Below are 25,355 nucleotides of genomic sequence, written 5' to 3' on the forward strand. Positions count from 1 at the left end.
AGGTTGTTCTTTAACCTTTTGGACGGATTGGCTTGTGACTTCGAGGGGCAGGACGCTTGCGCTGGACAATTCTCGAAGCCGAATTTTCTTTCTTATCTCATAAAAAAAGAGCCCCTTGAATGGTTTAAAGTTCAGGGGCTTTTGTTAATATCCGCAGCCTATAGGCATTCATTGCCGTTTCGCCTAAATGTTTGAGAAGGTTGTTGTTGGCATAAGCACCGACAAATGCGCCAATTCCGGGTACAAGCTGCAGCATTTTGGCAAAATCAATGTAATCACGGTATTCCTGCTGAAACTTGCGCCAATCCATTTCCATGAGCGCCTGTTTCCGCTCCTCCCAATTTTCGATATTCTTTAGTGTCTCTCTTCGAACTGCATCACTTGAAAACGCCAGCTGGAAAACATGAAGAATAAACAGTCTTTCTTCATATTCATTCGTGTTAAAGCCATAAATGGTAGCTGCTTCAAAAAGAAATTTCATTTTGATTGTAAGCAGTAAGGGGAAGTCCGCAAGTCCGAGTAGGATTCCCCCGGCACCGGTTCCCGCTCCCTCAATTAGTGCTGTTTTTTGAAAGACTGCCGTTTTCTTTCGCATTAAGTCATCACGTTCCTTGAGGGTTATACCTACTGCCTGTGTTTGGTTTGTGGTCATTTGTGAGCCGAATAATGTGGTTTTCACCATGGCTTTAATACTTTCGGTAATGACCTGATGAACTTTTTCGGGAATTAATCCGTTTATTTTTCCTTGTGCTTTTTTTGAAAATCGACTCACCATCCCCGAGCGTTTCGTCATTTTAAATTTCCAATCCGTTACCTCATCATACACCTTTAATTCATAATCATTCATGGGAAACACACCTTTTTTATACCGCCTTCTCTTATTTTACGGAAATCACCTTATAAAGGTTTCATTCTGCTGCTGATGGTAAACACGATCCTTAAATTTTCCCGTAAAAGATAAATGGAAATTGGTAAAGGTTATCATTTGCAATTTTAACGGTTACCATTTTGAGGAAATTTCCAACTCCAGCTCGGGTACCAGCTTCATCCTTATTTCGTTTACCCACCAGTTTTGGCTCTTTACCCACAACTGTGGGGAGTTTACATTCCGCTCTTCCTTTTTACCCACCACTTTTCACCTTTTACCTTCCAATTCTCTTTTTACCCTTATCAATTCCACTTTCTCCACTTAAAACGCCAGGCGTTTGCCTGGCGCAGGTAATTTTCAGGCTTTTAACCTCTTCCTACTATAAACGTAAACAAAAATATAGGAGAACGCTAGTCCTGCAGCGAATTCGAGCATTGCAATTATGATATCGCCTTTTATCAAAATAAATAAGGCAAACAATATTACTTGCAGCACTAGAATGACCATTAATAGGGATTGGAACGCAGCTGACTTAAATGGAGTTGAGACTGGATAAAGATCAACCCAAAGTTTGTTTTGATGATGATTCCAAAGCGGCATGAGCTGAAATCCAGTTAAATATAAGAATAAAACAGCCAGCAATATTTGCCCAAAACCAAACGAGATAAAATACAAAGCGAGCGCTCCAATGACTGTTAAGCGAACAAATAGCCCCAAGTAATCCGAGGATCGCAAAAACGTCCGTGAAAACAAATATAAATATGTGTTTTTCTGTGTAAAATGAATTCGCTTCAGGAAAACATCGAGCCATCTTCTTCTTTTTACCGTATCTTTTAACTTTGGAACATCTGTAAATAAATTCGCAAGACGATAAAATGCCGCCATTCTTTTCTCTTCCTGTTCAATCAGCATGTCCCATTTTAACCCAAGCTTCTTTGTTCGACTCCAAAACGTCCAATAGTAGAAACCTATCACTAAAAACATAATCAACAGAATCAGGAAATTGGCTTGTTTAAATAGAAGAAAGGTAAATACTCCATTGATAAAATAGCGTACGACCATATCCCAGCGATAAATTGAGGGCTGAACAAAGAAGTGAATTTTCCAGTTTACCGCTAAATTCCACCCTTTAATCATCAATAACACTACAAAAAACAGCAAAAAGGAATGAAAACCGTTAGAGCTTACACGAGCATACATTGGCATCAAAACGGCCAAAACCATTAAAAGGATATAGCCTTGGAAAACAAGACTTACAATCCCCGAACGCAAAAAATAATCACGAAGCCGGGTTTCAAGTGGAATTAGGAAAACCCGGTCTGCCTCAAGCAGAAAATTATAAACTGGGCTGTACGTTAAAAATAACCCAATCACCACTGCGATAATCAGTTCGGCAGGAAAACCTTCAGAGAGTGTTTTTATCCAATTCTGATAATAAAAAGCAGCTGAACCAATAAGAAATAACAACACAACCACTAGATGGCCATTAAAAATATAGCGCAAATAACTTCCTAAATCCTTTAGCCTTCGTCCAAATCGATCTTTCCAAAGCTTTTTTTCATCAAACATAATTTTCTTCCTTTGTTAATTGAATATACAGATCATCTAAAGACGCTTCCGGCATAGAAAATTCTTTACGTAACTCAGTTAAGGTTCCCTTTGCGCGGATTTTCCCCTCATGTAGAATGACAAAACGATCGCAATATTTCTCTGCAGTGGCCAAGATATGGGTTGACATAAGAATCCCTGCCCCATTCTCCTTCATTTTTTTCATCAAATCCAAAAGGGATTGAATTCCGAGTGGGTCTAGGCCTAGAAATGGTTCATCCACAATATAAAGTGCAGGTTGAACTAAAAAGGCACACATGATCATGACCTTCTGCTTCATTCCTTTTGAAAAATGGGCAGGAAACCAATTTAGCCGTTTTTCCATTCGGAATTCCTTAAGCAATGGTGTAACTCTCGACTTATATTCCGTTTCATTTAGGCCATAAGCCATCGCAGTTAGGCGCAAATGTTCATCAAGTGTAAGCTCTTCATATAATATCGGGGTTTCCGGTACAAAGGTGAACAGTCTTCGATATGCTTCTTTATTTTCAGTGAAAATTTGACCATTAATTTTGATTTCCCCTGACCTTGGTTCCATTAATCCAATAATATGTTTAATGGTGGTACTTTTTCCGGCACCATTTAAGCCAATAAGTCCGACGATTTCTTTTTCATTTACTTCAAATGAAACATCTTTCAGTACGGGATTTTTGGTGTATCCCCCGACAAGGTGTTCAATCGTTAATAAAGACATGTACAACGCCCTTCCAATGCTTGATATTAATTTTCATTTTAGCAAATTGGCCGCGATAAAAATAGAAATTCAATTTTTTTATATTTTTTTGTATAGAACTCGCAAGATGGGACATCATAATATTCGAAGGGGAAACAACTTACTTCGATGAAGAAATTCATCAAAACTTGAAATGAGGTGTCTGTTAAAGACAATTTCCTTTCAAACAAGTGAGCTTCTAATCGTTTCAAAATAAGGGGATGGTTGTGTTGTACAAAGTGTATGCTAACCATTTAAAGTTCATTAACACCAAGGTTTATTGAAAAATAAACCAAGTTTATTCACAAATAAACTACAAATGAGGTGTTTACCGCAGATCGCCACCTGTTTTTATAAGTTAGGCTAAACACTAAACTTTAAAAACAACATAGGGGATGGTCAGCTTGAACAATGATGTTTCTTTATAAAAAACACTCTAAGGACAAATGAGGTGTTTATCAAAGAACACTCCTAAATGAACGTTCCAATTGAAGCAATTCCCCTTCGAGAGGGCGGAATCCTATGCGGATTCTGCTCTTTTCTTTTGTATTCCTCCAAGGCATGGTAAAATAAGACAAACATTTGTTGAAAGGTTGTGCAAATAATGAGCGATTGTATTTTTTGCAAAATTGTTAATGGTGAAATTCCATCAGCAAAAGTATTTGAAAATGAACATGTACTGGCATTTTTAGATATTAGCCAAGTCACAAAGGGCCATACCCTTGTTATCCCGAAAGTACATAAGGAAAATGTTTTTGAATTAACACCTGAAATTGCCCGAAACCTTTTTGAAGTGGTCCCAGAAATCGCCAATGCCTTAAAGCAGGAATTTGAACCTGTTGGATTAAATACGGTTAATAATAATGGTGATCAAGCGGGACAAACAGTATTTCACTATCATATGCATTTAATTCCACGCTACGGTAAAGGTGATGGTTTTGGTGCAGTATGGAAGAATAACCAAAGTGATTATACCCCAGCAATCTTACAGGACATGGCGTCTGGAATAAAAAGGCACCTTTAATTTATAATTATCTGAAAATTATCTCTTTATCATTTTAATAATAATGTGATATAATGATTACAAGTTTTTCGCTGTAGGCAATGAGTGCACTGCAGGAGAAACCAACAGAAGAGATTAGAAGAGGAGAGTTGAGAAATGAATACAAAGAATCTTGTTGCCTTGGCATTACTAGTAGGGATTGGGGCTGTTTTACACGCGGTGATTCCGCCAATTTTTCTGGGCATGAAGCCTGACATGATGTTATTAATGATGTTTTTAGGAATTATTTTATTTCCTGAGTTTAAGAATGTTCTTCTTTTAGCTCTTGTTACCGGAATTATTTCTGCATTAACAACTGGTTTTCCAGGTGGTCAAATTCCAAATATCATTGACAAACTTGTCACTGCTTTTGTTTTCTTTGGCTTATTTGCTGCTTTAAAACAATTTCGTAATTCCATAATTAGTGCTGCTGTTTTAACAGCGCTTGGTACATTGGTATCTGGAACTGTCTTTTTATCGTCTGCTTTTGTAATTGTTGGATTACCTGGTCCCTTTGTTGGACTTTTCGCCGCAGTAGTTTTACCTGCAACGGTTGTCAATACTATTGCTATGGTGATTTTATATCCAATTGCTCAATCAGTTGTAAAAAGAACAAAATTGGCAACACCGTCTGTTATTCAAAAATAATGTTTGGATTACAATCTGGAAAAGAACCCACAGGGTTCTTTTCTTTATATAATATTTCTCATTTTTTGTTCCATTTTTATGGACCTGACATTTTTGGGTACATAGAGAAAAATCTTATTGAAGATTTTTTTAGCAATAGAATATTCAAAAGGTTGGAATTAATTCGAAAAACTCGTAAAATAGGTATAAGAATTATTTCGTACCCCTTAGTTTCTAAAAAGTTATCAAAAAATTAGCAAGATTATTGTAATTTCTAAAGATTTAGTAAATTTATATCTTTATTAATTTTTATTTTATTGGCATAATGAAAATAGAGAAATAAAAAAGTAGGTGAAATTGGGGATGTCAGAGAAACAATATTCTATGAAAGAAGCGATGCTTTTTAGCCAACGAGTTGCTCAATTAAGTAAAGCCTTATGGAAGTCGATTGAGAAGGATTGGCAACAGTGGATAAAACCTTTTGATTTAAATATTAATGAACATCATATTATTTGGATCGCCTATCATTTAAACGGTGCTTCCATTTCCGATGTGGCAAAATTCGGGGTCATGCATGTCTCCACAGCATTTAATTTTTCAAAAAAGTTAGAAGAAAGAGGATTGCTGAAATTTTCCAAAAAAGAAAATGACAAAAGGAATACGTATATCCAACTTACGCCTGAAGGGGAAAAGATATTGCTTCAATTGATGGAGTCATATGACCCAAACAAGAATGCCGTATATACCGGTGCTTTACCACTTCGAGATTTATACGGAAAATTCCCGGACATCATTGAAATGATGGCGATTGTTCGAAATATTTACGGGGATGATTTCATGGAGATTTTCGAACGATCCTTCCATAACGTTGAAAGTGAATTTACGGAGCAAGAGGGCAAACTAATAAAAGCAAAATCAGAACAAGAACTTGTTTAATCAGCGTATATATATTTATTCAATTCCGACATAAGTGGTAAATAAAGTCCCTGGGAAGAACAAGCCAGAATTACTTCCTTATAATCCAGTTTTTCTGGTAGTAAATATAAAAACTCGGTAAAAAGCGGTTGAAAATTAATAAATCCTTCCGCTTTTTGTTCTTCCATTTTTATGCTCAATTCGTCACAAATTTGCATGAACTCCCTTACTTCTTGCTCAGAAAGGCCTATTTCAATAATCATCCTGTAAAATTCCTGTTTAGGATTGTTGATCATTGTTAGAAGAAGTTTTTGATGATATTCAAGCAAACGAATTTTATTTAGTAATTCTTGATTTTCCATTGGGGCTTTACCTCATTTCGGATCAATACCTTTATGTTCATTATTTACCTTTTCAACAAAAAGGTAAACACTTTTTTGTTTTCACGCATCAGAGCCTATTAACATCATAACATTTTAAGCCTTTTTTCTTTCACTCTTTTAGACTATCTTTTTTTTATTTTTTTTGATATTGTAGTAAGAGTATAATGATGAACATCAAGGAGGGAATCGCTGATGATCTCCATTTTTATTGTCTTTGCAATTTTTATCCTGTTTTATGTAAATAAAATGACTAATTCCCTTTGTATTCAAAAGGAAATTCCAGAAGATCGGCAGCATAAGGTATTCCGGACCATTAATGTCCTTATTACCATTTTACTTGTATCGTCATACGTGGAGATATTATATACATGAATACCTTAATTACCAGCATGATGAGTAAGTAAATTCTTTTATAAAATGTAAAGCGATGAGATTTTCCCATCGCTTTTAGTTTTATCAATTTTACCAAACACAAGCTGCTCCAATGATAATTAATAAGATGAAAAGGACAACGATTAACGCAAACCCTCCACCATAACCTCCAGCTGCACCTGTCATGCTTTTCCCTCCTTCATACTGCTTACAATATCCTATTCAAGATAGGCTTAATTCGCCTAGGCTCCATATAAATTTTTGATAAAAGCCTAAATTACATGTCTTAAATTTTTGCTGTTTTTCCCTTTTATGTTATAGTATAGGTTGTGGTCAAGTATTGTGTGCCACAAGAAACTACTGTTTAGGAGAGGTTCATTGTGAAAAAATGGTTATTAGCCCTTACCTTAGCCGGCGGGGTTATTGCATTAAGTGCATGTAATCAATCGGGTTCATCGGATATTGTAGCAAAAACGGATGCTGGTAACGTAACAAAAGATGAGCTTTACCAAGCAATGAAAGATAAGATTGGAACTCAAGCACTGCAGCAATTAGTTTATGAAAAGGTTCTTGCTAAGAAATACAATGTGACAAACAAGGAATTGGACGACAAAGTTGCTCAATTAAAAGAACAACTTGGTTCAAATTTTGATGCTGCTCTAGCTCAATATGGCTATAAAAGTGAAGCTGACTTGAAGAAAACAATGAAAGTTGGCATGATGCAGGAAAAGGCAGCCATGAAAGACGTAAAGGTTACTGATAAAGAATTAAAAGATGCCTACGCTAAATATCAGCCTGAAATTAAGGCACGCCATATCCTTGTGAATGATGAAAAAACCGCAAAAGAAATTAAGAAGCAATTAGATGCAGGCGCAAAATTTGAAGATTTGGCTAAAAAGTATTCACAGGATCCAGGTTCAGCTCAAAACGGCGGCGATTTAGGCTGGTTTGGCACCGGAAAAATGGACCCTGCTTTTGAAAAAGCTGCCTATGCACTGAAGGTCAATGAAATTAGTGACCCGGTTAAATCTCAGTTTGGCTATCATATTATCCAGGTTACAGACAAAAAACCAAAAAAATCATTTGAACAAATGAAAAAAGATTTAGAGAATCAAGTAAAATCATCAAAATTAACGAATGATGAAATTAACAAAGCCATGCAGCGTGAATTAAAAGCGGCAAATGTAACTGTAAGCGATAAAGACCTTAAAAACGCTCTTAATCCATCTACAGAATCACCCACTGCTCCACAGCAGTAAAAAACAGGAAAGAGTGACTCCCCATGAGTCACTCTTTTCTTATACTCCCGCAACCTTCTCATTTTCTCGTTTTTCTTTTTCCTTTTCCAAACGCTCTAAATAGATTTCTCCTTCTTTTTCAATGCTCTCCATTTCCAACTGGCGTTCTTCCCTGCCTGTCTTAATAGCCATAATGGCACTTATAACGATTCCAGCTACAACTGCAAATACCCATAAAGGAATAGACATAATTATTACTCCCTCCACGATTGGTTGTCCATGTTTTTATTACACTTTATTCGAGATTCCAATATTTATGCTTATTAAAATAAAAAAGATAACCCACTGGGCTATCTTACTTATGAAAAACTGGCTTATAGAATGAACGATTGTCCAAGGCAAAAATCCGCTCGGTGAATTCCCCTGGTTTTACTCTATCAAGCGCACGATCGAGCATGTTCATTTTTGCATCTAAATTATCAATATAATGCAGAATTTCCGCTTCTTTAATCATTGGCGGCTTCGGGCTTCCCCATTCAGCCTTTCCATGATGGCTTAAAACTAGGTGCTGAAGGACTAACACTTCCTCCCCGGAAATTCCCAATTCATCAGCTGCTTTGCCAATTTCATTCACCATAATGGTAATATGGCCAAGAAGGTTTCCCTCAATAGTATAAACAGTCGAGACAGGACCTGACAGCTCTAACACTTTCCCCATATCATGCAAAATGACCCCTGCATAAAGAAGATCTCTGTCTAGACTAGGATATAAAGCAGAAATAGCCTTAGCTAAATCAAGCATACTTACTACATGATAGGCAAGACCGGAAACAAACTCATGATGATTTTTTGTAGCAGCCGGATAGACTAAAAAAGCTTTCTGATGCTTTTTTATTAAATGCCTTGTGATTCTTTGGATATTAGGATTTTTCATTTCAAAAATATATTGGGTCAGTTTACTTGTCATTTCATCTTGACTGAGCGGCGCAGTTTCAATAAAGTCATCCAGGTTAACGTGGTCGTTAGGCCCTGATTTGCGGATTTGTCTAATTTTCAACTGACTTTTCCCACGATAATTTTGAACTTCCCCTAATATTTTTACGATATTTTGAGGTGCATAGTTTATTTCATCTTCTTCACCGACATCCCATAGTTTCGCCTCAATTTCTCCGCTTTGGTCTTGTAATATAAGCGTCAAAAAAGGCTTTCCGTTGCTGGCTTTCCCTTTCGTGGCGCTTTTAATCAGTAAAAACAATTCAACCTGATCACCGACATTATAATAAAGAATTCCTTTATTCATCCTATTCCAACGCCCCTTCCCTTTGAAAACTAGTATAACATATTGGTCTATGGCACTATGAAGGAATCTCTACAATCCCTTTATTTAGCAATAATATATTTTCATGTGAAAAATTCGAAAGTAAATGGTTATGACAAGTAAAAAATAATATTTGATTTTGTTTTAATCTCTTAAGTAGTTCGATTATTTTTTTTGTTCTCTTGGCGTCAAAATTCACAAAGCTATCATCAATGATAATTGGGAAGTGATGCTTTTCATATAGCGTGGTCGCCAAGGCAAGCCTGATGGATACATATACCTGTTCAGTTGTTGCCTGGCTAAGTTCATTTGCCTCAAAGATTGTGTAATCCATTCTTTCAATTAAAAAGCCGGTCCCCGATTTTTGAAGATGAATACGATGATATCTCCCCTCTGTGAGAAAAAACAAGTATTCTTCCGCCTTGGAAAGCATTCTTGGTAAATAAGTATTTTTATATTTTTCAACGGTCCTGGACAGGATATCTTGTGCAAGGCAATACACTGACCATTCCTTTGCCAACTCTTCAAACTCACATTTTTTCTGTTTAAATTGATGAAGAAATTCAGAATAAACACCACCCTCTTCGAGGACCTGAACCTCATATTTAATCGTAGCTTCTTCCTCCTGCAATTCCTTCAATCTACCTTTTAATCGAATGGCTTCTTTTTGCTGACGATCTCGTATTTCATTAAGATTATGAATTTGTAAAAATTGGTCTCGCTCACTTTCAGGAATAATTGAATATTGAAGCTGCTGATGAATATCTTTTAATCTTTCTTTAAGCCGTGCTTGTTTCTCAGCCTTAACCCCAAGTTCATAGTATTGCTGTTCATTCTCAACCATCGCTTCATCAAAAAGTTTTTCTATTTCTTCATGTAAGTGGTGCTGTTCCTGACTTTTCTGTTTTAAATCTGCAGCAAAATCCTCAAGCTTGCGTTTTCTTTCTTGCGTCATTATCTTTTTCTCGTGTTCCGTTCTAAATTTTTCCCTGAGTGCATAACCCTTTTTATGCAGATCTACATGGATTTCTGATAAGTGGCGTTTGGCAAAAAAATCAACACTATTTTCAATAGCGAACTGTTTCTCGTTCAATTGGGATACACGCTCAAGCAAATGGCTTTTTTCTCTCCATAATAATTTATATTGTTCAATGAGCTGGAATGCCTCTTGTAAATGGGATTTTGCAATATGATCAGGAATTTTTAATTGGCTGGCGATCTTTAAAAGCTGCTCCTTATATTTGGAAGTCTCTGTTTCCCATACTTCAAATTTGGAGATAACCTTTTCATATTGGGCATTCTGCTGTTCAAGCCGCAGTTTCATTACCTGTAATTGCTCTTTTCGCCGATTATCAAGGTGTAATTGCTCCTGCAGTTTTTCAAAGTTTGCATAATCGGCAGAATTAAGTTTTTGGCTGATCTGTTTCTCTTTTTCCCTCAATGAATCTAAGGTTTGATTGAGATTTTTTGCTTTTGGTTCTTGAAAACTTCTAGACAAAAATATGGCAGTTAAAATAGCAGCAATGACACCAATGGCTGTAAATCCCCATTGTTTAGTAAAAATTCCGTATAAGACCAACACAAGCAAAATGAATTCAAACAGCAGGAGTTGTGTCTTCCTTTGCTTTTGAAGGCTTTTCCAAGTACTTTGTTCACGTTCATTTGCGAGACGGTAATAATCAATTTTATCTTTAATGAAACTTAATTCATTTTCTAAACCTTTTTTATCCCCATTATTAAGTTTTTCTTCAAGGAAGGCCCTGTCTTTACTGGAAAGCAGCTGACTTTCTGCAAATTCTGCCTCTTGCTCCAGTTTTTCAAGTGCAGACTTTTCTTCTTGAAAGGACGCTTCCAATTCCAGGTTCCATTCATCAAGCTTTTGGCCGCGGGTCGTTATGGTTTCTACTTCACTTTCCACATAGATGTTGGTGTTAATGGCAAGTAGTTCTTCTTCTGTTAATGGAAAATGAAGGCGGTCAAGCGTTTCAGCAAGCCTTCCCTTTAGGTCCTGCACTTTTGTGAGACATTGTTGTTTCTCCAGCTCTAACTGATCAAATAAAGGCAACTGGTCCAAAGCCGTTGTTAAGGCGGATTCGTTCTCAAGAAATACCTCGTCCGGCTGTAAGGCTGATAATTCTTTTTTTAAGCCTTCAATTCTTTCCTGAACGCCTATGATTTGAGCATTATACGGTAGGAGCAATTGATTTAATCGATCAAACCGCTCGATTCCTTGAGCCGGAAATTGAATCTCCCCTAATTCAGAAAGCTCCCCCTTCGTCGATAATTCCTCTTTGACAAGGGACTCAATTTTCTTCCACTCATTCAATTTTTCAGTAGAATCTTGTATTTCGGAGAGTATTTGATGGACTTCTTCCATTTCCTTTTTATTAGCTTCCCGTTTGGTGATATAAGAATCATATTCTTCATTCTTGGCTAAAGCTATTTTTAGCTGTCTATTAAGTTCATGTAGTTCTTGTAATTTTTCATTGATTAATGGCTTCTTCCCGTTTGGTTTAAATCTAGTTTCCAATTCCTTTTGCAAGCTCGACTCTGCTTCGGATAAGCGTTCAGTTCCTAATGTCCCCGCGGAAAACAAAAACCTTCCAATCTCTTCACCTTTCATTTGATGAATGTTCTGCAATCCATGAAGGTTAAAGGAAAAAATTGCTTGAAATAAACTTTTATCAAAATTCCCCATTAATTCTTTAAGAAGGTCTTCTCCACCCACTGTCCCATTTTCTAATGAAACCTTTACATCCCCAGCAGCTTTCCCTTTTACCCGTTCAATGATAGCAAAACCAAATTCATCATGATAGATTCTGATTTTCCCACCGTATTTGGCATTATGTTTCGGCTCATAGCGCAACTCTGAAGACTGCTGTTTTGTCGGAAAACCAAACAAAATTCCATGAATAAATGCCATTATTGTTGACTTGCCCGCTTCATTTTCTCCAAAGAAAACTTGGAAATCAGCTAAGTCTTTGATTTGCAGATTCTCCATTTGCCCATAGCCATAAATTTGGATTTCGACAATTTTCATATAAACTCCCCCTTTCTGCTATGATTTATAAAGTAAGTTGATTAACAGCTTTTCTGCTTTTTCAACCAATTCTCTTTGATCAAAATCTGTTAAAACGGAGAGATATTTTCTTCCTAAGCGATGATCATACAATGGAGCCAATGTCTCTTCTATTGCTCCATAGTCCTCAACGGTATGAAACAATTCAGCATAAAAATTCGCCTCCGCTTTTAAGTGCTCCTTATCCACATGAATGTTTTCAAGTACAATAAGTTCAACAATCCAGACAAAGGACTTTTCCTCCTTTTCCTCATCGAGAAGGAGTTCAAGAAGTTCATTGTTTATACTCTTTTGTTCTTTTGCATCTTCTAAATTGACATTCTCTAAAAACAACGTTAAAAGTGTGCCGCTATTCTCTTTCCTAAAACCATTTATTGTTGTTTGACATAGCTGGAGAATTTGATGAAAGTTTTCTGCTGACGAAGCATCAATTACAGCTTCTTCCCAAACAATATCAGAGGTTTCTACAAAATCGAGATTTGCTTCTGAACCATTTAAGGTGACATGATAAAAGCCCTTTGGCCCCTTTTCTTTTTTATTTCTTCCTTGCAAATTGCCGGGATAAAGAATCGGGGGATGTTCAGATAAAACTGCCCGTTTATGAATATGTCCCAATGCCCAATAGTCAAATTTTTTCTCAAATAAATCCTTGACTGAAAAGGGTGCGTAATTACCATGCTCCTCTCGGCCGCTTTCATTTCCGTGGAGAATGCCAATATGAAAATCTGCCCCCTCGATTTTTCGATAATCTTCTATTTTCTTTTCAAATACATGGCGTTCAGGGTAACTGAACCCATAAAGATGAACTTGTAAACCTCTTTTCGTTTCCAATGGCTTCATTTCAACCTCATGACCAAATATATGTACATTCCCCGGCATGTCCAGATGTACCCAAGTTCCATTTAAATGATCGTGATTGCCGTGGATAATAAAAACGGGAATATTATGTTCGGCAAGCTTCAGCATTTCGGTCCGAAAACGAGATTGCGCACGCAAGCTGCGGTCCTCCCCGTCAAATAAATCTCCGGCAAAAATGATAAAATCAACTTTACGATGAATGGCTTCTGAGGTCAGTTTTTTTAAAGCCACAAACGTACTTTCCCTGATTCTTGATAAAATGTCAGGCGGCAAATATTTCAATCCAACCATTGGACTATCCAAGTGAAGATCAGCAGCATGAATAAAGGATATTTGTTTCATAAAATTTTCCTCTCACGGTCTTTTCTTTATTGTCCAGTTCCAGCGCCTAGCCCCTCGAGGGAAAAAATGAACTGCTTTTTTCCTAGGTTGCTTCGGTCCCGCCGATGAAGTCAAAGAACGACTTCACCGGCGGGGCTGACCAAGGCGCTTCCACTTTTCTTCATTGTATCACCCTCAAAAACCGAATGCACGTTCTGTGCGAAAAATTTTAAAAAAGAATATCGGCAGTGCCCGATATTCTTTTTAGAAGATTATTTATTTTTCGTTAATTGCAGTGCTTTTTTAATATCTTTATAGGAATTCGATTTCCCATACATTAAAACGCCACCTTTATAAACCCGCGCGCCAAATACCGCTAAAAAGATGATGGTTGCAATCAGGAGGCCGATCCCGATAAGTGACTCCCATGCAGGAATATTCAGCATCCCGACCCGTAAAAACATTATCATTGGGGTAAAAAAAGGAATATAGGATGTAACCGTTATAAAGGATGAATCTGGCTTTCCGAGACCAAACATAGCAATCATAAAGCCTGCGACGACGAGTAAGGTCATTGGTGTAATCATTTGCTGCACATCCTCAATCCGGCTGACAAGCGACCCTAGAAAGGCTGCAAGTGTCGCATAAAGAAAATAGCCAAGAATAAAGAAAATAACCGCATAGGAAATCGTTTCAACTGGGATGTCCCCAAAACCATAAACACCGAAAAATCCTTCCTTCAGTGATTCCATATTTCGTTTTAACGAGACATAACCGACTGATAGAAAAATAGCGAGCTGAGTCAAGCTTAAAAGACCAACCCCTATAATCTTTGCAAACATCTGCTTGATCGGCGAAACACTGGATATTAAGATTTCCATTACCCTGGAAGATTTTTCGATTGCAACCTCCATTGCAATCATATTGGCGTACATGATTACAGAGAAATAAATGATGAAAAGGAGTACATAAACAAGTCCCCGCGCTTGATTTAATTCCTCTTCTGTTTTCGCATTTTTCTCCAGAGCCACTTTTTTAAATGGAACAGGTTCATAAAGCTTTTGCAGCTGCGCCTGAGTTAAACGAATCTTCGAAGCAGCCAGCATCGTTTTGATTTGTTGAAGACTGGTTTGCAAATCGGTAAACAACGCCGAATCGGAAATGCTCATTGCTTTAAAAGTTGCTTCCGGCAGCTTTTCGTCGTTATACCGGAGTTGCATGATTGCGCTGTAATCTCCTTTTGCAACTGCTTTTTCAGCTTTTTCTATTGGCCCATTGTAAAGAGAAAGTGAAATATCTTTATTAATGATGCTAACCTGTTTCTTTAATGGCTCATATAACTGTCCTGTTTCATCTAGTACAGCTACCTTCTCTTTACCGTCATTTTTATCGAAAGCATCAATGATGTTATGAATATTTGTTAGAGCAAGGACAATAACGACCGTTAAAAGAGTAGTAAATAGAAAGGATTTGGTTTTTAATCTATTTACATAAGTGTGGAATAAGATAATCCAAAACCTATTCATAGGAATCACCTACCTTTTCAATAAAAATATCGTTCAAAGAAGGCTCCTCAAGCTCAAATTTTCGAATAAAGCCTTTCCCAACAATTTCCTTTAAAATTTGTTCTGCAACCTTTTCCCCTTCAATTTGAAGATGAATTCCTTCCATCGTCGTTTTTGCTTTTAACACCCCGGGATAGCTTTTTAAAGAACCCAATGGAAAATCCGCATGGATAACGAGATTCTTTTTCCCAAAAGTACGCTTAATATCCTTTAATGATCCATGTACAACAGGATTTCCCTTATGCAAGATACATAGGTGTTCACACATTTCTTCCACATGCTCCATCCGGTGACTTGAAAACACGATGGTCGCACCGTTTTCCTTTAAGGAGACCACGGCCTCCTTTAAAAGTTCTACATTTACTGGGTCAAGGCCGCTAAAGGGCTCATCTAGAATTAACAGCTTTGGTTTATGTATGACAGCAGCTATAAATTGAATTTTTTGCTGGTTTCCCTTTGATAGCTCTTCGATTTTTTTATTCTCATATTCCGGGATTTTAAAGCGATCAAGCCATGTGTGTAATTCCTTAACAGCCATTTGCTTTTGCATCCCTCTAAGCCGTGCCAAATAAACAATTTGGTCCCGGACTTTTAATTTTGGGTACAATCCCCTTTCTTCAGGGAGGTAGCCAACTAAATGACTTGTTGAATAATCAATCGATTTGCCATCCCAGGTTATTTTCCCTGAATTTGGTTCAAGAAGTCCTAATATCATACGGAAAGTAGTTGTTTTGCCTGCGCCATTTGCCCCTAAAAAACCAAACATCTCTTTTTCCGGTATTGTCAGCGATAAATCATTTACAGCCGTAAACTGCCCAAACCGTTTTGATACATTCTCAAGTTGAAGTCCCAATTTTCCATCACTCCTTTTATAAATTATACGAGAGATTCAGCTTAAAAGTTTCCTTTTTTTTCTTTACTAAATTGATAGAATTATGCAAAAATAATAGTAATAAACAAATCATAGGAGGAGTGCCTGATGAAACCTTATAAAATTACCGCCTTCGAACCAAATGGGGAAAAGATTTTAGATGAAACCTTCCAAGCTGACAATGATGATGCTGCGAAAGAATTGGGTACAAAACTATTATCAGAAAAAAATTTATTGGAAAAAACCCATCGTGTTACCTCACCGAACGGAAAACTATTATTATTCCATTCATAAGGTAAAAAGAAGCCCGAGGGCTTCTTTTTTACTTATTTTCCAATGAATTTTGGTTGTCTTTTTTCAATAAATGCTTGAATTCCTTCTTGATGGTCATGTGTTTGCCGCATTTTTATTTGTCCATATTTCTCCAGTTCCAAAATTTTAAGCAGCTGTGGACGGTTTTTTTCAGCTAATATCTTTTTCGTTTTAATCATTGCTTGTATAGGGCGGCTTAACCAATCCGAAATTCTAGCCTCTAGCGTATTCTTAATATCACCTTCTGCCACTTCCTGAATGAGACCAAGGGCCAAGGCTTCATTTGGATTTAATATTTTCCCCTCCCAAGCAATTTGCTTTGCTTTTAATTCTCCAACCCTTTTCTCTAAAAAGAAATGTGCTCCTCCATCAGGAATTAATCCAATACCGACAAAATTCATTGCTAATTTACTGGACTCCTCAGCAATAATATGATCTGTTGCTAATGCCAAACTAAATCCTAAGCCCGCTGCTGCACCAGAAACGGCACTTATTGTCAGTTTTGGAATACTGTACAATGTTACGGCCAGTTCACTAATTGAATCCATAAAGGAGAAAAATTCATTCTCATAAATATTCGATTGCATCATTTTAATGTCTCCGCCCGCGGAGAAGGCTCTTCCTTTTCCAGTTAAAACAACAATATCAATATCATCGGATACACTGATTTCTTTTAAACAGCTGGTTAGATGCCTAATTAATTCAATGTCCATTGCATTTAATGCTTCCGGTCGATTCATTTCCACTGTTACTACACGGCCATTTGTGATAACATTTACCTTTTCTGATACAGACTTATTCGACAACCTCACACGCCCCCCATTTTTTAATCAATTCTATTATAAATGGAAATGGAAGGAATAAAAATAAGTTTTCTTAAAATATGGAATTTTCTCTAAAAGAAAAAATCCCCTGCCGCCTAGGCTGGGGAACCTTTCTCTGAGAATAGTTCATTTAATATTTTAATTTTGTCTTCCGTATACGCTTCAAAACCGTCATTATAGGATTTCGGGTCTTTTGGATTGGCAAAGTGAGTGATTTTTCCTGTAACAGGGTCAATAAATTTACTAGCAGCACCGCAGCCAAGACCAATGATTGTCTGCTGCTCCTCCATAATCATAATGTTGTAGATACTTTCTTGTTCCGGAAATGAATATCCAACATTTTCTAAATTACCAAGAATATTTTTCTGACGATATAAATAATACGGTACATAGCCATGGTCCTCTGTCCAAACTTGCGCAAGCTCCATCATCTTCTCCACTTCAGATCGGTCAGCAACCTTGTATTTTTTCCGATTCTGGGTCATTTCGGAAGCCCGTTTGAAGGATAAAGTATGAACAGTTAACGATTCAGGCATCAGTTTTTCTGTTTCAGCCAACGAATGGGTAAATTCCGGTAAATTCTCACCAGGTAATCCGATAATCAAATCCATATTGATATTGTTCATCCCCATTTCGCGAGCCAAATGAAATTTATCAATCGTTGCTGTTACGGTGTGGTGCCGGCCGATTGCTTTTAGGGTTTCTTGAGTATACGACTGTGGATTGATACTAATTCTGTCAATCTTCCACTTTTTCAATACCGCCAGCTTCTCAGGAGTAATCGTATCAGGTCTTCCTGCTTCAACCGTGATTTCACGAATCTGATCTACATCCGGGAATGATTCATACATTTCTTCATAAAGCATGTCCATTTCTTCTGCTGTAATACTTGTCGGCGTACCTCCACCATAGTAAACCGTTGTAATCCGAATGTCTTTTTCCTTTAGCCATTGGCCGATTTTCTTCATTTCATAATGGAGACCACCTAGAAATGAATCTACTGACCCCTGACGGCCGTTAATGGCATAGGCCGGGAACGTACAATAAGCACATTTTGTCGGGCAAAAGGGAATCCCAATATAAATGCTGACTTCCTTTTGCAGTGAATATAAATCCGGTACGACGGCCAGCTGTCTGTCCACAATCTGCTGCATTAAATTGATTTTTTCATCTGTAATCAAATAATCGTCTTTTAATTGCTGGTGGGCAAGCTGCTTAGGGACTCCTTCTTGAACTTTACGATGAAGTAATTTTGTTGGCCTAACACCGGTCAAAATTCCCCATTTTTGAATCATTCCTGTAAAATCCTGCAGCACCATTAAATAGACATGTGCCACAGCATTCTTTATTTGTTTAAAGGTTTCTTTATCGGTTACAGCAGGCTGCAAGACTTTTTGATAATCCGCTGCAGCCTTTTTTCCGGAAAGACCGATTAATTCTGCCGCAACTGTTACGGTTTCGGTTATTTGCAAAGAAAACTTAATTTTTATATCTGCTGTTTCAGCATATTCTTTTAGAATCTGTGATTCCTCAAAAAACAAGTTAGCAATCAACTGAAGCGGCCGGTCAAATCTCGTATCCTCTAAACCTGTTATGGATATTCTCAATAAAATCACCTCAAATTAAACTTCCTTAAGTGTACAAAATCGCTAATTCGAGGTCAATATTAAGAAAAGCGGAAGCGCCCGTTTAGCGCACGACAGGACTGGAGCGAGTCGACTGAGATAAAGGAAACACGGAGAGCGATAGCGATTCGATGTTGACTTATCGTAGGGAGGCGAGTGAAGTACACTAGTCGCTGGGCGCTGGAGCTGGACAATTCTCAAAGCAATTTATAAATTCTTATAGGAAACAAAAAGATACCATAGACAAGTTCTATGATATCCTTTACAGTTTATTTTTTGATTATATTCATTTTCCGTAAAAATTCAATTGGCTGCTGCTTTCTGAAGTGTTCTTTTACCATATAGGCGACTCCATTTTCGTTTTGGGACCGTGTTACCCAATCGGCAGCTCTTTTTACTTCGAAACTGGCATTCCACATTGCTACACCAAGACCAACCTCTTCAATAAGCGGGATATCATCGATTCCTTCGCCAATCACGACCATTTCCTTCTTACTAATCCCGAGCTGCCCTCCAAGATATGTCAATCCGCTTAATTTCGAAACCCCTTCAGGAACGATATCTAAACGGAGTGAATCCAGTTCAATCACATCAATTTCGGTGTACATATTCTCGATCGCTATTTTTGCATCTTTCAGGTCGCTTTCTTTTTCAAAATATACCTCGATTTTCGGCGGTGTTACCGGCTGATCATGTAAATATTCACTTAATGATGGAACAAATTGCTGGGAATAAAACACAGGGTCACCGGAAGTAAAAATCGTTTTCGCCAACAAATTATTATGAAGCTTTAATTTATTGGCTAATGAAAATTGTTCATGAACAAGCCGAATTTGGCATGGCACCGTTTCTAACAATTGGACAGTATCATAGGTGATGTCTTCAGTAATCCTTTTAACGTAAATGGGCTTTTCTTGCACACTGGACATAAAGGCACCCTGGTGGGTAATTAATGGTGCTTTTATTTTTAAAGCCCTAGCTACTTTACGTGCCGAGGGAAAGCTTCTCGAAGTTACCAGTGTTACGTAAATGCCTTTTTGCTCAACATATTCAATGGCTTCCTTTGTTGACTTTTGAATTTTCCCATTGGACTGAAGAAGTGTGCCATCGATATTTAACGCCAGCAAGCGATAAATCATAATGTTGCCCCCTGTTCTTGATGAAATTACCCTTATATCACATTTATGTTTTTTCACCAATTTATAGAACAAAGGGGAAAATCAAAATAAAAAGCTTTCGGATTTCTTCATCCAAAAGCTTTATCTTTCGTTACATTTTGCCGTACAACTCTTCTAACGGCTTCATGATTAATTGGTTTAATTCCCCGATGATCATACTCATTCTTTGTTCTGCCTGCATGAGACGGGAGATTTTTTCATTTTGCTGTACAAGAGCCGCCGTTGCTTGTGCTTGTTGTACCTCGGCTTCTGTAATATTTTGACCCATCATTTGTTTTTGCTGAAGATTCATTTGAATATCCCGAAATTGGTCAAACATTTTTTTTGCTGCCGGATCTGCATTTACCTCGCTATACATTTTCTTTAATTCCGCAAACTCATCACTTTGACGAATCGATGTTTCTAATGCATATGCTGCATCGTATAAATTAACAGCCATTTTTTGCACTCTCCTTTTCAATCAACAATTACATTCAACTATACCAAACTATGAAGAGTAATGCGAGAATGTCACCAATCTCCGGAAAACTTCACTTCTTATCACAATTCTGATTATTTTTACATAGGATACTATATCAGCTAATGCCTATTTTATTCTTGTTTAGTAAATGAGGAGTGATCATGTCCCAAATTAAAACCAAGGTCACTATCGTCCCTAGGAAATCCACCTCCAATGACGATAATCTTGTATGGATATCGAATGAATTATTTCAAAAATTGCATATAAAAAGAGAACAAGAGTTCAATGTATCATTAGGAAAACAAAACATTATGACCAAAATAAAAACAATCAACATGGCGGTGAATGAACTATCTATTTCCGAATGTTTCATAAAAGATTTGTGCTTGCCTTTAAAACAACATACGTTTCAGGCAAAATTTGATGTAGAAACCACCACATTATCACTCGGACCGATTATTGGACTTTTAACAGATTTTAATTTTAAAAGCCAGGAAGAACCTAATTTTCGATCCATCCATAGCTTTTGTGAGGAACTTCACCACGGTATTTCTGAAATTGGGGGATTTTTTTATGTTTTTTCCGATGATGAATTTTCCGATCAAGGGTATTACCTTGAAGAAGGGAAATGGACACCATTTAAAGTCCCCTTACCGGATGTGGTCTACAATCGGGTTCATTCGCGGAATCGGGAAAAATCAAGCCAATTTCACAGCTTTCGCGAAAGATTGGAACAATTAAAGATTCCAATGTTTAACGACCGATTTCTCTCCAAGTGGGATGTATATGAACAATTAATCCAAGAAAATCTCCTTCACTCCTATATTCCCGATACAAAAATTTTCACGAAGGAAAATCTGGAAGAGTTTACACAAAAATATGAAATGGTTTTTATTAAACCCATCCATGGGAGCCAAGGAAAAAATATTTTAAGGTTAATTCGTGATCAAAACGGATTTAATTTGAAAACTTCCATAAATTCAATTTCTAATAAAATTTTAACGGCTGAATCCATCGAAAAAATGTATAAACAGTTAAAAAAGCTTCAGGGTAATCGCATTTATATTATCCAGCAAGGAATTCATCTCATGCTGAATAAAAACTGCCCCATGGACTTTAGAGCCTTATGCCATAAAAATCTCAAGAATCAATGGTCAGTTACCTCCCTGATTGCAAGGATTTCGCACGAAGATGAATTTGTATCAAACATTTCCAGGGGCGGAACCATTATGAAGCCTCATCAAGCCTTAAGTGAGAACTTGGAAAAAGAAAAGGCAGCTGAAATTATTTTGCAAATGAAAAAACTTTCAATTGAAACGGCCACAACAATCAGCACGTATTCCCCAGGAATTACAGGTGAACTTGGGATCGATATTGGAGTAGACAAGGAAGGTAAGCTTTGGCTTATCGAAGTGAATTCCAAGCCATCCAAAAACTTTGACGATGGAAACAGGAAAATCCGCCCGTCAGCAAAGGCTATAATCCGCTTTTGTACAAAACTCTCTATTGAAAAGGAGGAATAATCAATGATTACATTTGGTATTATGTCATTAAATATGGATAGTGAGACTTCCTATTTTGATGGAATTGCACGAAACGCACACGCATGCGGGATCCAATGTTTCCGCTTTATCCCTTCCCAAATTCATCCTCATACCCTCCAAGTAAAAGGGAAAAAATTCGATTTAGAATTAAAGAACTGGGTGGATTGTGAATTTCCGATTCCGTCCATTCTATATGATCGCTGCTTTTACGGGGACGATGAACATTCAAAGCAATGCATACCGATTGTATCCTGGTTAAAGAGCCGAGATGATATTACCTTTTTAGGTTATGGTTTGCCAAATAAATTAGAACTCTACGAAGCATTACGAAGTTCAATGCTATCCGCTTATTTACCGGGGACATACCCGGTGCTTGATTTTACCTCATTATTAAAAGAAATTGATAAAACAAAAGAAATTATTTTAAAGCCGATTAATGGCTCACAAGGGTTTGGCATATATTCTGTCAAAAAGAATGATAAAACTTTCCATGTCAAAACAGAAAAAAATAAAAAAATCATTTCACGAATTTTTCCAAATGATGCAAAATTAATCACTTGGCTAAAGACTCTATTGAGACAGCACAAATACCTTTACCAACCATACTTGGAACTATCCAATGATGATTCTCAACCATTTGATATCCGCATTTTTCTTCAAAAAAACGAAACCGGAGTCTGGGTTGAGCGTGGTAAAGGAGTTCGAGTCGGTATAACGGGTGGAATCCTATCAAACTTAAGCGCGGGAGGTTCAGCCATCGACTTTTCCACATGGCTCGCGGCCTTGCCGGCACACAATAAGGACTTTATCTGCAGTGAGTTAGAATATATTATTACTCATCTTCCTCCATTACTTGAAAAAGCGTTTATGCCTTTATTTGAAATAGGGGTGGATATTGGACTCGCGAAAAACGGTTCGCTTTGGATTCTTGATATGAATTCAAAGCCCGGAAGAAAGGTTCTCATGCAGACCCGGAAAAACATAAAGGAAACGCTCGACCTTGCGCCGCTTCTCTATGGAAAATACCTTTCTCAGACTGATTTACAAGAAAGGAAGAACTTATATGAGAAAACACTATCGAATTGAAATTGTTCCAAACAACCAAAACATCGTCTTTTGTCCACCTTCTATCATGAAGGGAAAGAAAATTAATCGAATGGCCTTTGGTTCCAAATCAATCGAGGTTCATTTTTTCCCCCATCCTGATAAGAATGACCGAATTGTTCTTAGTAAACCAATCCAGGAAGCACTGTCTTTTCCTGACCTGGCGGTTCCGATGCATGTTTTTTTAGATAAGCAAACTTTTCATATTGGACCACTAATCGGCATTTTTACGTCTGGATTCACCCCATTTCCCGAACAGCCGATTGGCGACAGAACACAGCTTTTTGAAAAGCTACTTTCCGTAAAGAATTCTGTAGGTGCCATGCCTTTTGTTTTTGGCGAACAACATATTGATTGGGAGCAAGGGATGATTAATGGATATTTTTATCACAAAGATACTTGGCAGAATTTTGAAGTTCCATTCCCAAATGTCATTTATGACCGTCTCCCTAATCGAAAGAGTGAAAGAAATCCAAAATTAATAAAAGTGAAGGAACGGCTTCAAAAGGATTATCTTATTCCCTGGTATAATCCAGGTTTTTTCAATAAATTGGATGTGTATGAAAGACTCCAGCAGGATCCTTTCGCAGCAAACTTTTTACCAGAATCCTTTCCGTTTACTTCCTTTTCAATAATTGAAACCATGCTATCCAAATACGGCCATGTCTTTATCAAACCGAAAAATGGCAGCCTTGGATTGGGTGTCCATCAAATTATTTATGATAAACATACTGGCGATTATTTCTGCCGCTACCAGGATAAAGTTTTCGCTAATCGCTTGAGGAAGTTCTCAAGCCTTGAAAAATTATTTCCAAATGTATTTGCCAATCAACGTTTAGATAAAAATCTGGTACAGCAGGGAATCCATTTGCTTCGGCATGAGAAGAGGCCGATTGATTTTCGTGTTCACACCAACAAGGATGATGAAGGGAAATGGCAAGTAACAGCAATCGCCGCCAAAATTGCGGGGCAAGGCAGTGTCACAACCCATAAGAGAAGCGGCGGGGATATTAAAACCATCGGGGAAATTTTTTCGGAAGAAGAAAGTGCGCTCTATACCGAGAAACTTTCAAATGCAGCCCTCTTGCTAAGCGAGGCTTTGGAACGAAATATCGAAGGAATCATTGGTGAAATTGGCTTCGATTTAGGAATTGACCGAAACAGGGACGTTTGGCTTTTTGAAGCCAATTCGAAACCGGGAAGATCGATTTTCAATCATCCTGATTTAGAGGAATTTGACCTATTAACTCGTAAACTTACGATTGCATTTGCTGTCTTTATTACCGAACAATCTATTTTACATCCAGAGGAATTGTTCCAATGAAAATTTTCTATGACCGTTTTGCAGCCGAGTGGTATCAAAATGAAATGGAGGGGATCTATACACTAGGAGGAGATAAAAAAATGATTCGCTTCGATCCGGCTGCAGGAGATGATTTTAGCTTTGATTTGGGAATGAAAAATAATCATCTTGGGCCTCTCATTGGCATCATGACGGCGAGAAAAGGAAATGGGGCGGTCACAGGAAATGGTCCCCTCTTTATAGAACTCCAAAAAAAGCTTATTTCACACGGTGGAATAAGCTTTATTTTTACATCCGAAGGAGTGAGAGATGATTTTATTGAGGGATTTATGTTCCTTCCTGCTCAAGAAAAATGGTTTAAAATTACCGTCCCCTACCCTGATCTTGTTTATAATCGTATTCCTTTTCGCAAATCAGAACAGGATGGAAAGAGTCAACGCTTTTTCCAAACCTTAAAAGAAAAAAATATCCCATTTTTTAATCCATGTTTTATCGATAAATATGAGCTTTATTCCCTCTTTAAAAACCACCCGATTCTAAAGCAATATTTGCCTGAAACAATCTTAGCTTACCAAGAAAAAGACCTGTATTCTTTTCTTTATAAACATAAAAACATTTATCTAAAACCTGCTCAATCGGCGAAAGGGAAAGGAATTTACCGATTGAAACTAAACGGGGATAACGAAATTTTCCTCCAAGGAGTAATAAAAACGGAACTGTTCCCAACCTTCCAAACGTTTTGGGAGAAATGGGAAATGGAATTAACCACAAAGGAATATCTAGCGCAGGAAGAAATTGAATCGGCCCAATTTGAAGGGAAGCGTTTTGATTTTCGAATTCTCGTTCATGCGGAACAAGATGATTATGAAGTTACCGGTATCGGAATCCGCGGGTCAGATCAACAAGAACTCACCACTCACATTCCCTTAGGCGGCAGACTGCTTCCTTACCTGCGCGTCCAAACAGATGAACACGATGATTTCATTCAAACTATCGCGAAGCATGCTGGAAAAGTGTTATCGGGAGAGCTTGGATTTTTCGGTGAATTTTCCATTGATGCCTGTGTTAGCCAGTCCGGTCACTACTATCTTTTTGAGGTCAATTCAAAACCAATGAGTTTCGACGAAACAGAAATCGAGGAAAGAAAAATCGAACGGCTTTGCAGCTTATTTTTCCAAAAAGCAAATTTTTAAAATATTTTCTTTTTCCATATTTCATTCCAGCGTAG

General features: G+C 37.4%; 25 protein-coding genes. 10 read left to right on the top strand and 15 right to left on the bottom strand.

Annotated elements, in window-relative coordinates; genetic code table 11:
- Positions 1–124: 124 nt before the first annotated feature.
- The 3 genes from BIV60_RS16325 to BIV60_RS16335 form a co-directional block, all read right to left on the bottom strand.
- Positions 125–847, bottom strand: coding sequence for an EcsC family protein (locus tag BIV60_RS16325; RefSeq protein ID WP_071356771.1), 723 nt, complete (start codon positions 845–847; stop codon positions 125–127).
- 378 nt (positions 848–1,225) lie between these two features.
- On the bottom strand, positions 1,226–2,437 hold the full coding sequence (locus BIV60_RS16330) for an ABC transporter permease (RefSeq protein ID WP_071356772.1): 1,212 nt from the start codon (positions 2,435–2,437) through the stop codon (positions 1,226–1,228).
- Complete coding sequence (locus tag BIV60_RS16335; RefSeq protein WP_071356773.1) at positions 2,430–3,170, bottom strand: ABC transporter ATP-binding protein; 741 nt, start codon at positions 3,168–3,170, stop codon at positions 2,430–2,432. The genes BIV60_RS16330 and BIV60_RS16335 overlap by 8 nt, the downstream gene beginning before the upstream one ends.
- A 622-nt stretch (positions 3,171–3,792) precedes the next feature.
- On the opposite strand from BIV60_RS16335, the gene BIV60_RS16340 reads away from it, so the two are divergent.
- From BIV60_RS16340 to BIV60_RS16350, 3 genes are all read left to right on the top strand, one after another.
- The gene (locus BIV60_RS16340) at positions 3,793–4,212 is read left to right on the top strand and encodes an HIT family protein (protein WP_071356774.1); all 420 of its coding nucleotides are present in this window, start codon (positions 3,793–3,795) and stop codon (positions 4,210–4,212) included.
- A 135-nt stretch (positions 4,213–4,347) separates the two neighbouring features.
- Positions 4,348–4,878 (top strand): tryptophan transporter, encoded by a 531-nt coding sequence (locus BIV60_RS16345; RefSeq protein WP_071356775.1) that lies wholly within the window; start codon positions 4,348–4,350, stop codon positions 4,876–4,878.
- Positions 4,879–5,220: 342 nt separating this feature from the next.
- Positions 5,221–5,793: an HTH-type transcriptional regulator Hpr gene (locus BIV60_RS16350; protein ID WP_071356776.1), complete on the top strand. Its 573-nt coding sequence runs from the start codon at positions 5,221–5,223 to the stop codon at positions 5,791–5,793.
- Here BIV60_RS16350 and BIV60_RS16355 read toward each other — a convergent pair.
- Positions 5,790–6,134: a DUF1878 family protein gene (locus tag BIV60_RS16355; protein WP_071356777.1), complete on the bottom strand. Its 345-nt coding sequence runs from the start codon at positions 6,132–6,134 to the stop codon at positions 5,790–5,792. The genes BIV60_RS16350 and BIV60_RS16355 overlap by 4 nt on opposite strands.
- Before the next feature lie 213 nt (positions 6,135–6,347).
- On the opposite strand from BIV60_RS16355, the gene BIV60_RS16360 reads away from it, so the two are divergent.
- Positions 6,348–6,527 carry a hypothetical protein gene (locus tag BIV60_RS16360; protein ID WP_026574454.1) on the top strand — a complete coding sequence of 60 codons (180 nt, stop codon included), beginning with the start codon at positions 6,348–6,350 and terminating at the stop codon, positions 6,525–6,527.
- 90 nt (positions 6,528–6,617) lie between these two features.
- On the opposite strand, the gene BIV60_RS28550 is transcribed toward BIV60_RS16360, so the two are convergent.
- Positions 6,618–6,713, bottom strand: coding sequence for a YjcZ family sporulation protein (locus BIV60_RS28550; protein ID WP_141770476.1), 96 nt, complete (start codon positions 6,711–6,713; stop codon positions 6,618–6,620).
- Between the two features lie 194 nt (positions 6,714–6,907).
- Here BIV60_RS28550 and BIV60_RS16365 point away from each other — a divergent pair, with 194 nt between their 5' ends.
- Positions 6,908–7,786, top strand: a complete 879-nt coding sequence (locus tag BIV60_RS16365; protein WP_071356778.1) for a peptidylprolyl isomerase — start codon at positions 6,908–6,910, stop codon at positions 7,784–7,786.
- Between the two features lie 39 nt (positions 7,787–7,825).
- Here BIV60_RS16365 and BIV60_RS16370 read toward each other — a convergent pair whose 3' ends face one another.
- The 6 genes from BIV60_RS16370 to BIV60_RS16395 all read right to left on the bottom strand — a co-directional run bounded on the left by BIV60_RS16370 (position 7,826) and on the right by BIV60_RS16395 (position 15,759).
- Positions 7,826–8,014 (bottom strand): sporulation YhaL family protein, encoded by a 189-nt coding sequence (locus BIV60_RS16370; protein ID WP_071356779.1) that lies wholly within the window; start codon positions 8,012–8,014, stop codon positions 7,826–7,828.
- A gap of 106 nt (positions 8,015–8,120) precedes the next feature.
- A complete protein-coding gene (yhaM, locus tag BIV60_RS16375) occupies positions 8,121–9,065 on the bottom strand; it encodes a 3'-5' exoribonuclease YhaM (protein ID WP_071356780.1) in 945 nt (314 codons plus the stop codon).
- Positions 9,066–9,120: 55 nt separating this feature from the next.
- Complete coding sequence (locus BIV60_RS16380) at positions 9,121–12,123, bottom strand: ATP-binding protein (protein ID WP_071356781.1); 3,003 nt, start codon at positions 12,121–12,123, stop codon at positions 9,121–9,123.
- An 18-nt stretch (positions 12,124–12,141) separates the two neighbouring features.
- On the bottom strand, positions 12,142–13,362 hold the full coding sequence (locus BIV60_RS16385; protein ID WP_071356782.1) for a metallophosphoesterase family protein: 1,221 nt from the start codon (positions 13,360–13,362) through the stop codon (positions 12,142–12,144).
- A gap of 251 nt (positions 13,363–13,613) precedes the next feature.
- On the bottom strand, positions 13,614–14,867 hold the full coding sequence (locus BIV60_RS16390; protein WP_071356783.1) for an ABC transporter permease: 1,254 nt from the start codon (positions 14,865–14,867) through the stop codon (positions 13,614–13,616).
- Entirely contained in the window at positions 14,860–15,759 is a 900-nt protein-coding gene (locus BIV60_RS16395) for an ABC transporter ATP-binding protein (RefSeq protein WP_071356784.1), read from the bottom strand. The genes BIV60_RS16390 and BIV60_RS16395 overlap by 8 nt, the downstream gene beginning before the upstream one ends.
- Positions 15,760–15,885: 126 nt before the next feature.
- On the opposite strand from BIV60_RS16395, the gene BIV60_RS16400 reads away from it, so the two are divergent.
- A complete protein-coding gene (locus tag BIV60_RS16400) occupies positions 15,886–16,071 on the top strand; it encodes a YhzD family protein (protein WP_071356785.1) in 186 nt (61 codons plus the stop codon).
- Between the two features lie 32 nt (positions 16,072–16,103).
- Here the strand turns inward: BIV60_RS16400 and BIV60_RS16405 are convergent, their stop codons facing one another.
- The 4 genes from BIV60_RS16405 to BIV60_RS16420 form a co-directional block, all read right to left on the bottom strand.
- Entirely contained in the window at positions 16,104–16,895 is a 792-nt protein-coding gene (locus BIV60_RS16405) for an enoyl-CoA hydratase (protein ID WP_071356786.1), read from the bottom strand.
- 113 nt (positions 16,896–17,008) lie between these two features.
- Positions 17,009–18,520 (bottom strand): coproporphyrinogen III oxidase, encoded by a 1,512-nt coding sequence (locus BIV60_RS16410; protein ID WP_071356811.1) that lies wholly within the window; start codon positions 18,518–18,520, stop codon positions 17,009–17,011.
- A 287-nt stretch (positions 18,521–18,807) separates the two neighbouring features.
- Positions 18,808–19,677, bottom strand: coding sequence for a Cof-type HAD-IIB family hydrolase (locus BIV60_RS16415; protein ID WP_071356787.1), 870 nt, complete (start codon positions 19,675–19,677; stop codon positions 18,808–18,810).
- 130 nt (positions 19,678–19,807) lie between these two features.
- Complete coding sequence (locus BIV60_RS16420) at positions 19,808–20,155, bottom strand: YlbF/YmcA family competence regulator (protein ID WP_071356788.1); 348 nt, start codon at positions 20,153–20,155, stop codon at positions 19,808–19,810.
- 182 nt (positions 20,156–20,337) lie between these two features.
- On the opposite strand from BIV60_RS16420, the gene BIV60_RS16425 reads away from it, so the two are divergent.
- Genes BIV60_RS16425 through BIV60_RS16440 form a run of 4 tightly spaced genes read left to right on the top strand, consistent with a single transcriptional unit; the run spans position 20,338 to position 25,320 of the window.
- Entirely contained in the window at positions 20,338–21,699 is a 1,362-nt protein-coding gene (locus tag BIV60_RS16425) for a YheC/YheD family endospore coat-associated protein (RefSeq protein ID WP_071356789.1), read from the top strand.
- A gap of 3 nt (positions 21,700–21,702) precedes the next feature.
- Complete coding sequence (locus BIV60_RS16430) at positions 21,703–22,806, top strand: YheC/YheD family endospore coat-associated protein (protein WP_071356790.1); 1,104 nt, start codon at positions 21,703–21,705, stop codon at positions 22,804–22,806.
- Entirely contained in the window at positions 22,784–24,148 is a 1,365-nt protein-coding gene (locus tag BIV60_RS16435; protein WP_071356791.1) for a YheC/YheD family endospore coat-associated protein, read from the top strand. Before BIV60_RS16430 ends, BIV60_RS16435 begins: the two co-directional genes overlap by 23 nt.
- On the top strand, positions 24,145–25,320 hold the full coding sequence (locus tag BIV60_RS16440) for a YheC/YheD family endospore coat-associated protein (protein WP_071356792.1): 1,176 nt from the start codon (positions 24,145–24,147) through the stop codon (positions 25,318–25,320). The genes BIV60_RS16435 and BIV60_RS16440 overlap by 4 nt, the downstream gene beginning before the upstream one ends.
- Positions 25,321–25,355: the final 35 nt, after the last annotated feature.

Origin of the sequence: Bacillus sp. MUM 116 (assembly GCF_001866655.1) — a bacterium.
Lineage (GTDB): Bacteria > Bacillota > Bacilli > Bacillales > Cytobacillaceae > Neobacillus.

Bases quoted from the DNA above. Each gene is read 5' to 3' on its own strand.
- BIV60_RS16325 (WP_071356771.1), bottom strand. From the start codon at position 847: ATGAATGATTATGAATTAAAGGTGTATGATGAGGTAACGGATTGGAAA.
- BIV60_RS16330 (WP_071356772.1), bottom strand. From the start codon at position 2,437: ATGTTTGATGAAAAAAAGCTTTGGAAAGATCGATTTGGACGAAGGCTA.
- BIV60_RS16335 (WP_071356773.1), bottom strand. From the start codon at position 3,170: ATGTCTTTATTAACGATTGAACACCTTGTCGGGGGATACACCAAAAAT.
- BIV60_RS16340 (WP_071356774.1), top strand. From the start codon at position 3,793: ATGAGCGATTGTATTTTTTGCAAAATTGTTAATGGTGAAATTCCATCA.
- BIV60_RS16345 (WP_071356775.1), top strand. From the start codon at position 4,348: ATGAATACAAAGAATCTTGTTGCCTTGGCATTACTAGTAGGGATTGGG.
- BIV60_RS16350 (WP_071356776.1), top strand. From the start codon at position 5,221: ATGTCAGAGAAACAATATTCTATGAAAGAAGCGATGCTTTTTAGCCAA.
- BIV60_RS16355 (WP_071356777.1), bottom strand. From the start codon at position 6,134: ATGGAAAATCAAGAATTACTAAATAAAATTCGTTTGCTTGAATATCAT.
- BIV60_RS16360 (WP_026574454.1), top strand. From the start codon at position 6,348: ATGATCTCCATTTTTATTGTCTTTGCAATTTTTATCCTGTTTTATGTA.
- BIV60_RS28550 (WP_141770476.1), bottom strand. From the start codon at position 6,713: ATGACAGGTGCAGCTGGAGGTTATGGTGGAGGGTTTGCGTTAATCGTT.
- BIV60_RS16370 (WP_071356779.1), bottom strand. From the start codon at position 8,014: ATGTCTATTCCTTTATGGGTATTTGCAGTTGTAGCTGGAATCGTTATA.
- yhaM (WP_071356780.1), bottom strand. From the start codon at position 9,065: ATGAATAAAGGAATTCTTTATTATAATGTCGGTGATCAGGTTGAATTG.
- BIV60_RS16380 (WP_071356781.1), bottom strand. From the start codon at position 12,123: ATGAAAATTGTCGAAATCCAAATTTATGGCTATGGGCAAATGGAGAAT.
- BIV60_RS16385 (WP_071356782.1), bottom strand. From the start codon at position 13,362: ATGAAACAAATATCCTTTATTCATGCTGCTGATCTTCACTTGGATAGT.
- BIV60_RS16390 (WP_071356783.1), bottom strand. From the start codon at position 14,867: ATGAATAGGTTTTGGATTATCTTATTCCACACTTATGTAAATAGATTA.
- BIV60_RS16400 (WP_071356785.1), top strand. From the start codon at position 15,886: ATGAAACCTTATAAAATTACCGCCTTCGAACCAAATGGGGAAAAGATT.
- BIV60_RS16415 (WP_071356787.1), bottom strand. From the start codon at position 19,677: ATGATTTATCGCTTGCTGGCGTTAAATATCGATGGCACACTTCTTCAG.
- BIV60_RS16420 (WP_071356788.1), bottom strand. From the start codon at position 20,155: ATGGCTGTTAATTTATACGATGCAGCATATGCATTAGAAACATCGATT.
- BIV60_RS16425 (WP_071356789.1), top strand. From the start codon at position 20,338: ATGTCCCAAATTAAAACCAAGGTCACTATCGTCCCTAGGAAATCCACC.
- BIV60_RS16430 (WP_071356790.1), top strand. From the start codon at position 21,703: ATGATTACATTTGGTATTATGTCATTAAATATGGATAGTGAGACTTCC.
- BIV60_RS16435 (WP_071356791.1), top strand. From the start codon at position 22,784: ATGAGAAAACACTATCGAATTGAAATTGTTCCAAACAACCAAAACATC.
- BIV60_RS16440 (WP_071356792.1), top strand. From the start codon at position 24,145: ATGAAAATTTTCTATGACCGTTTTGCAGCCGAGTGGTATCAAAATGAA.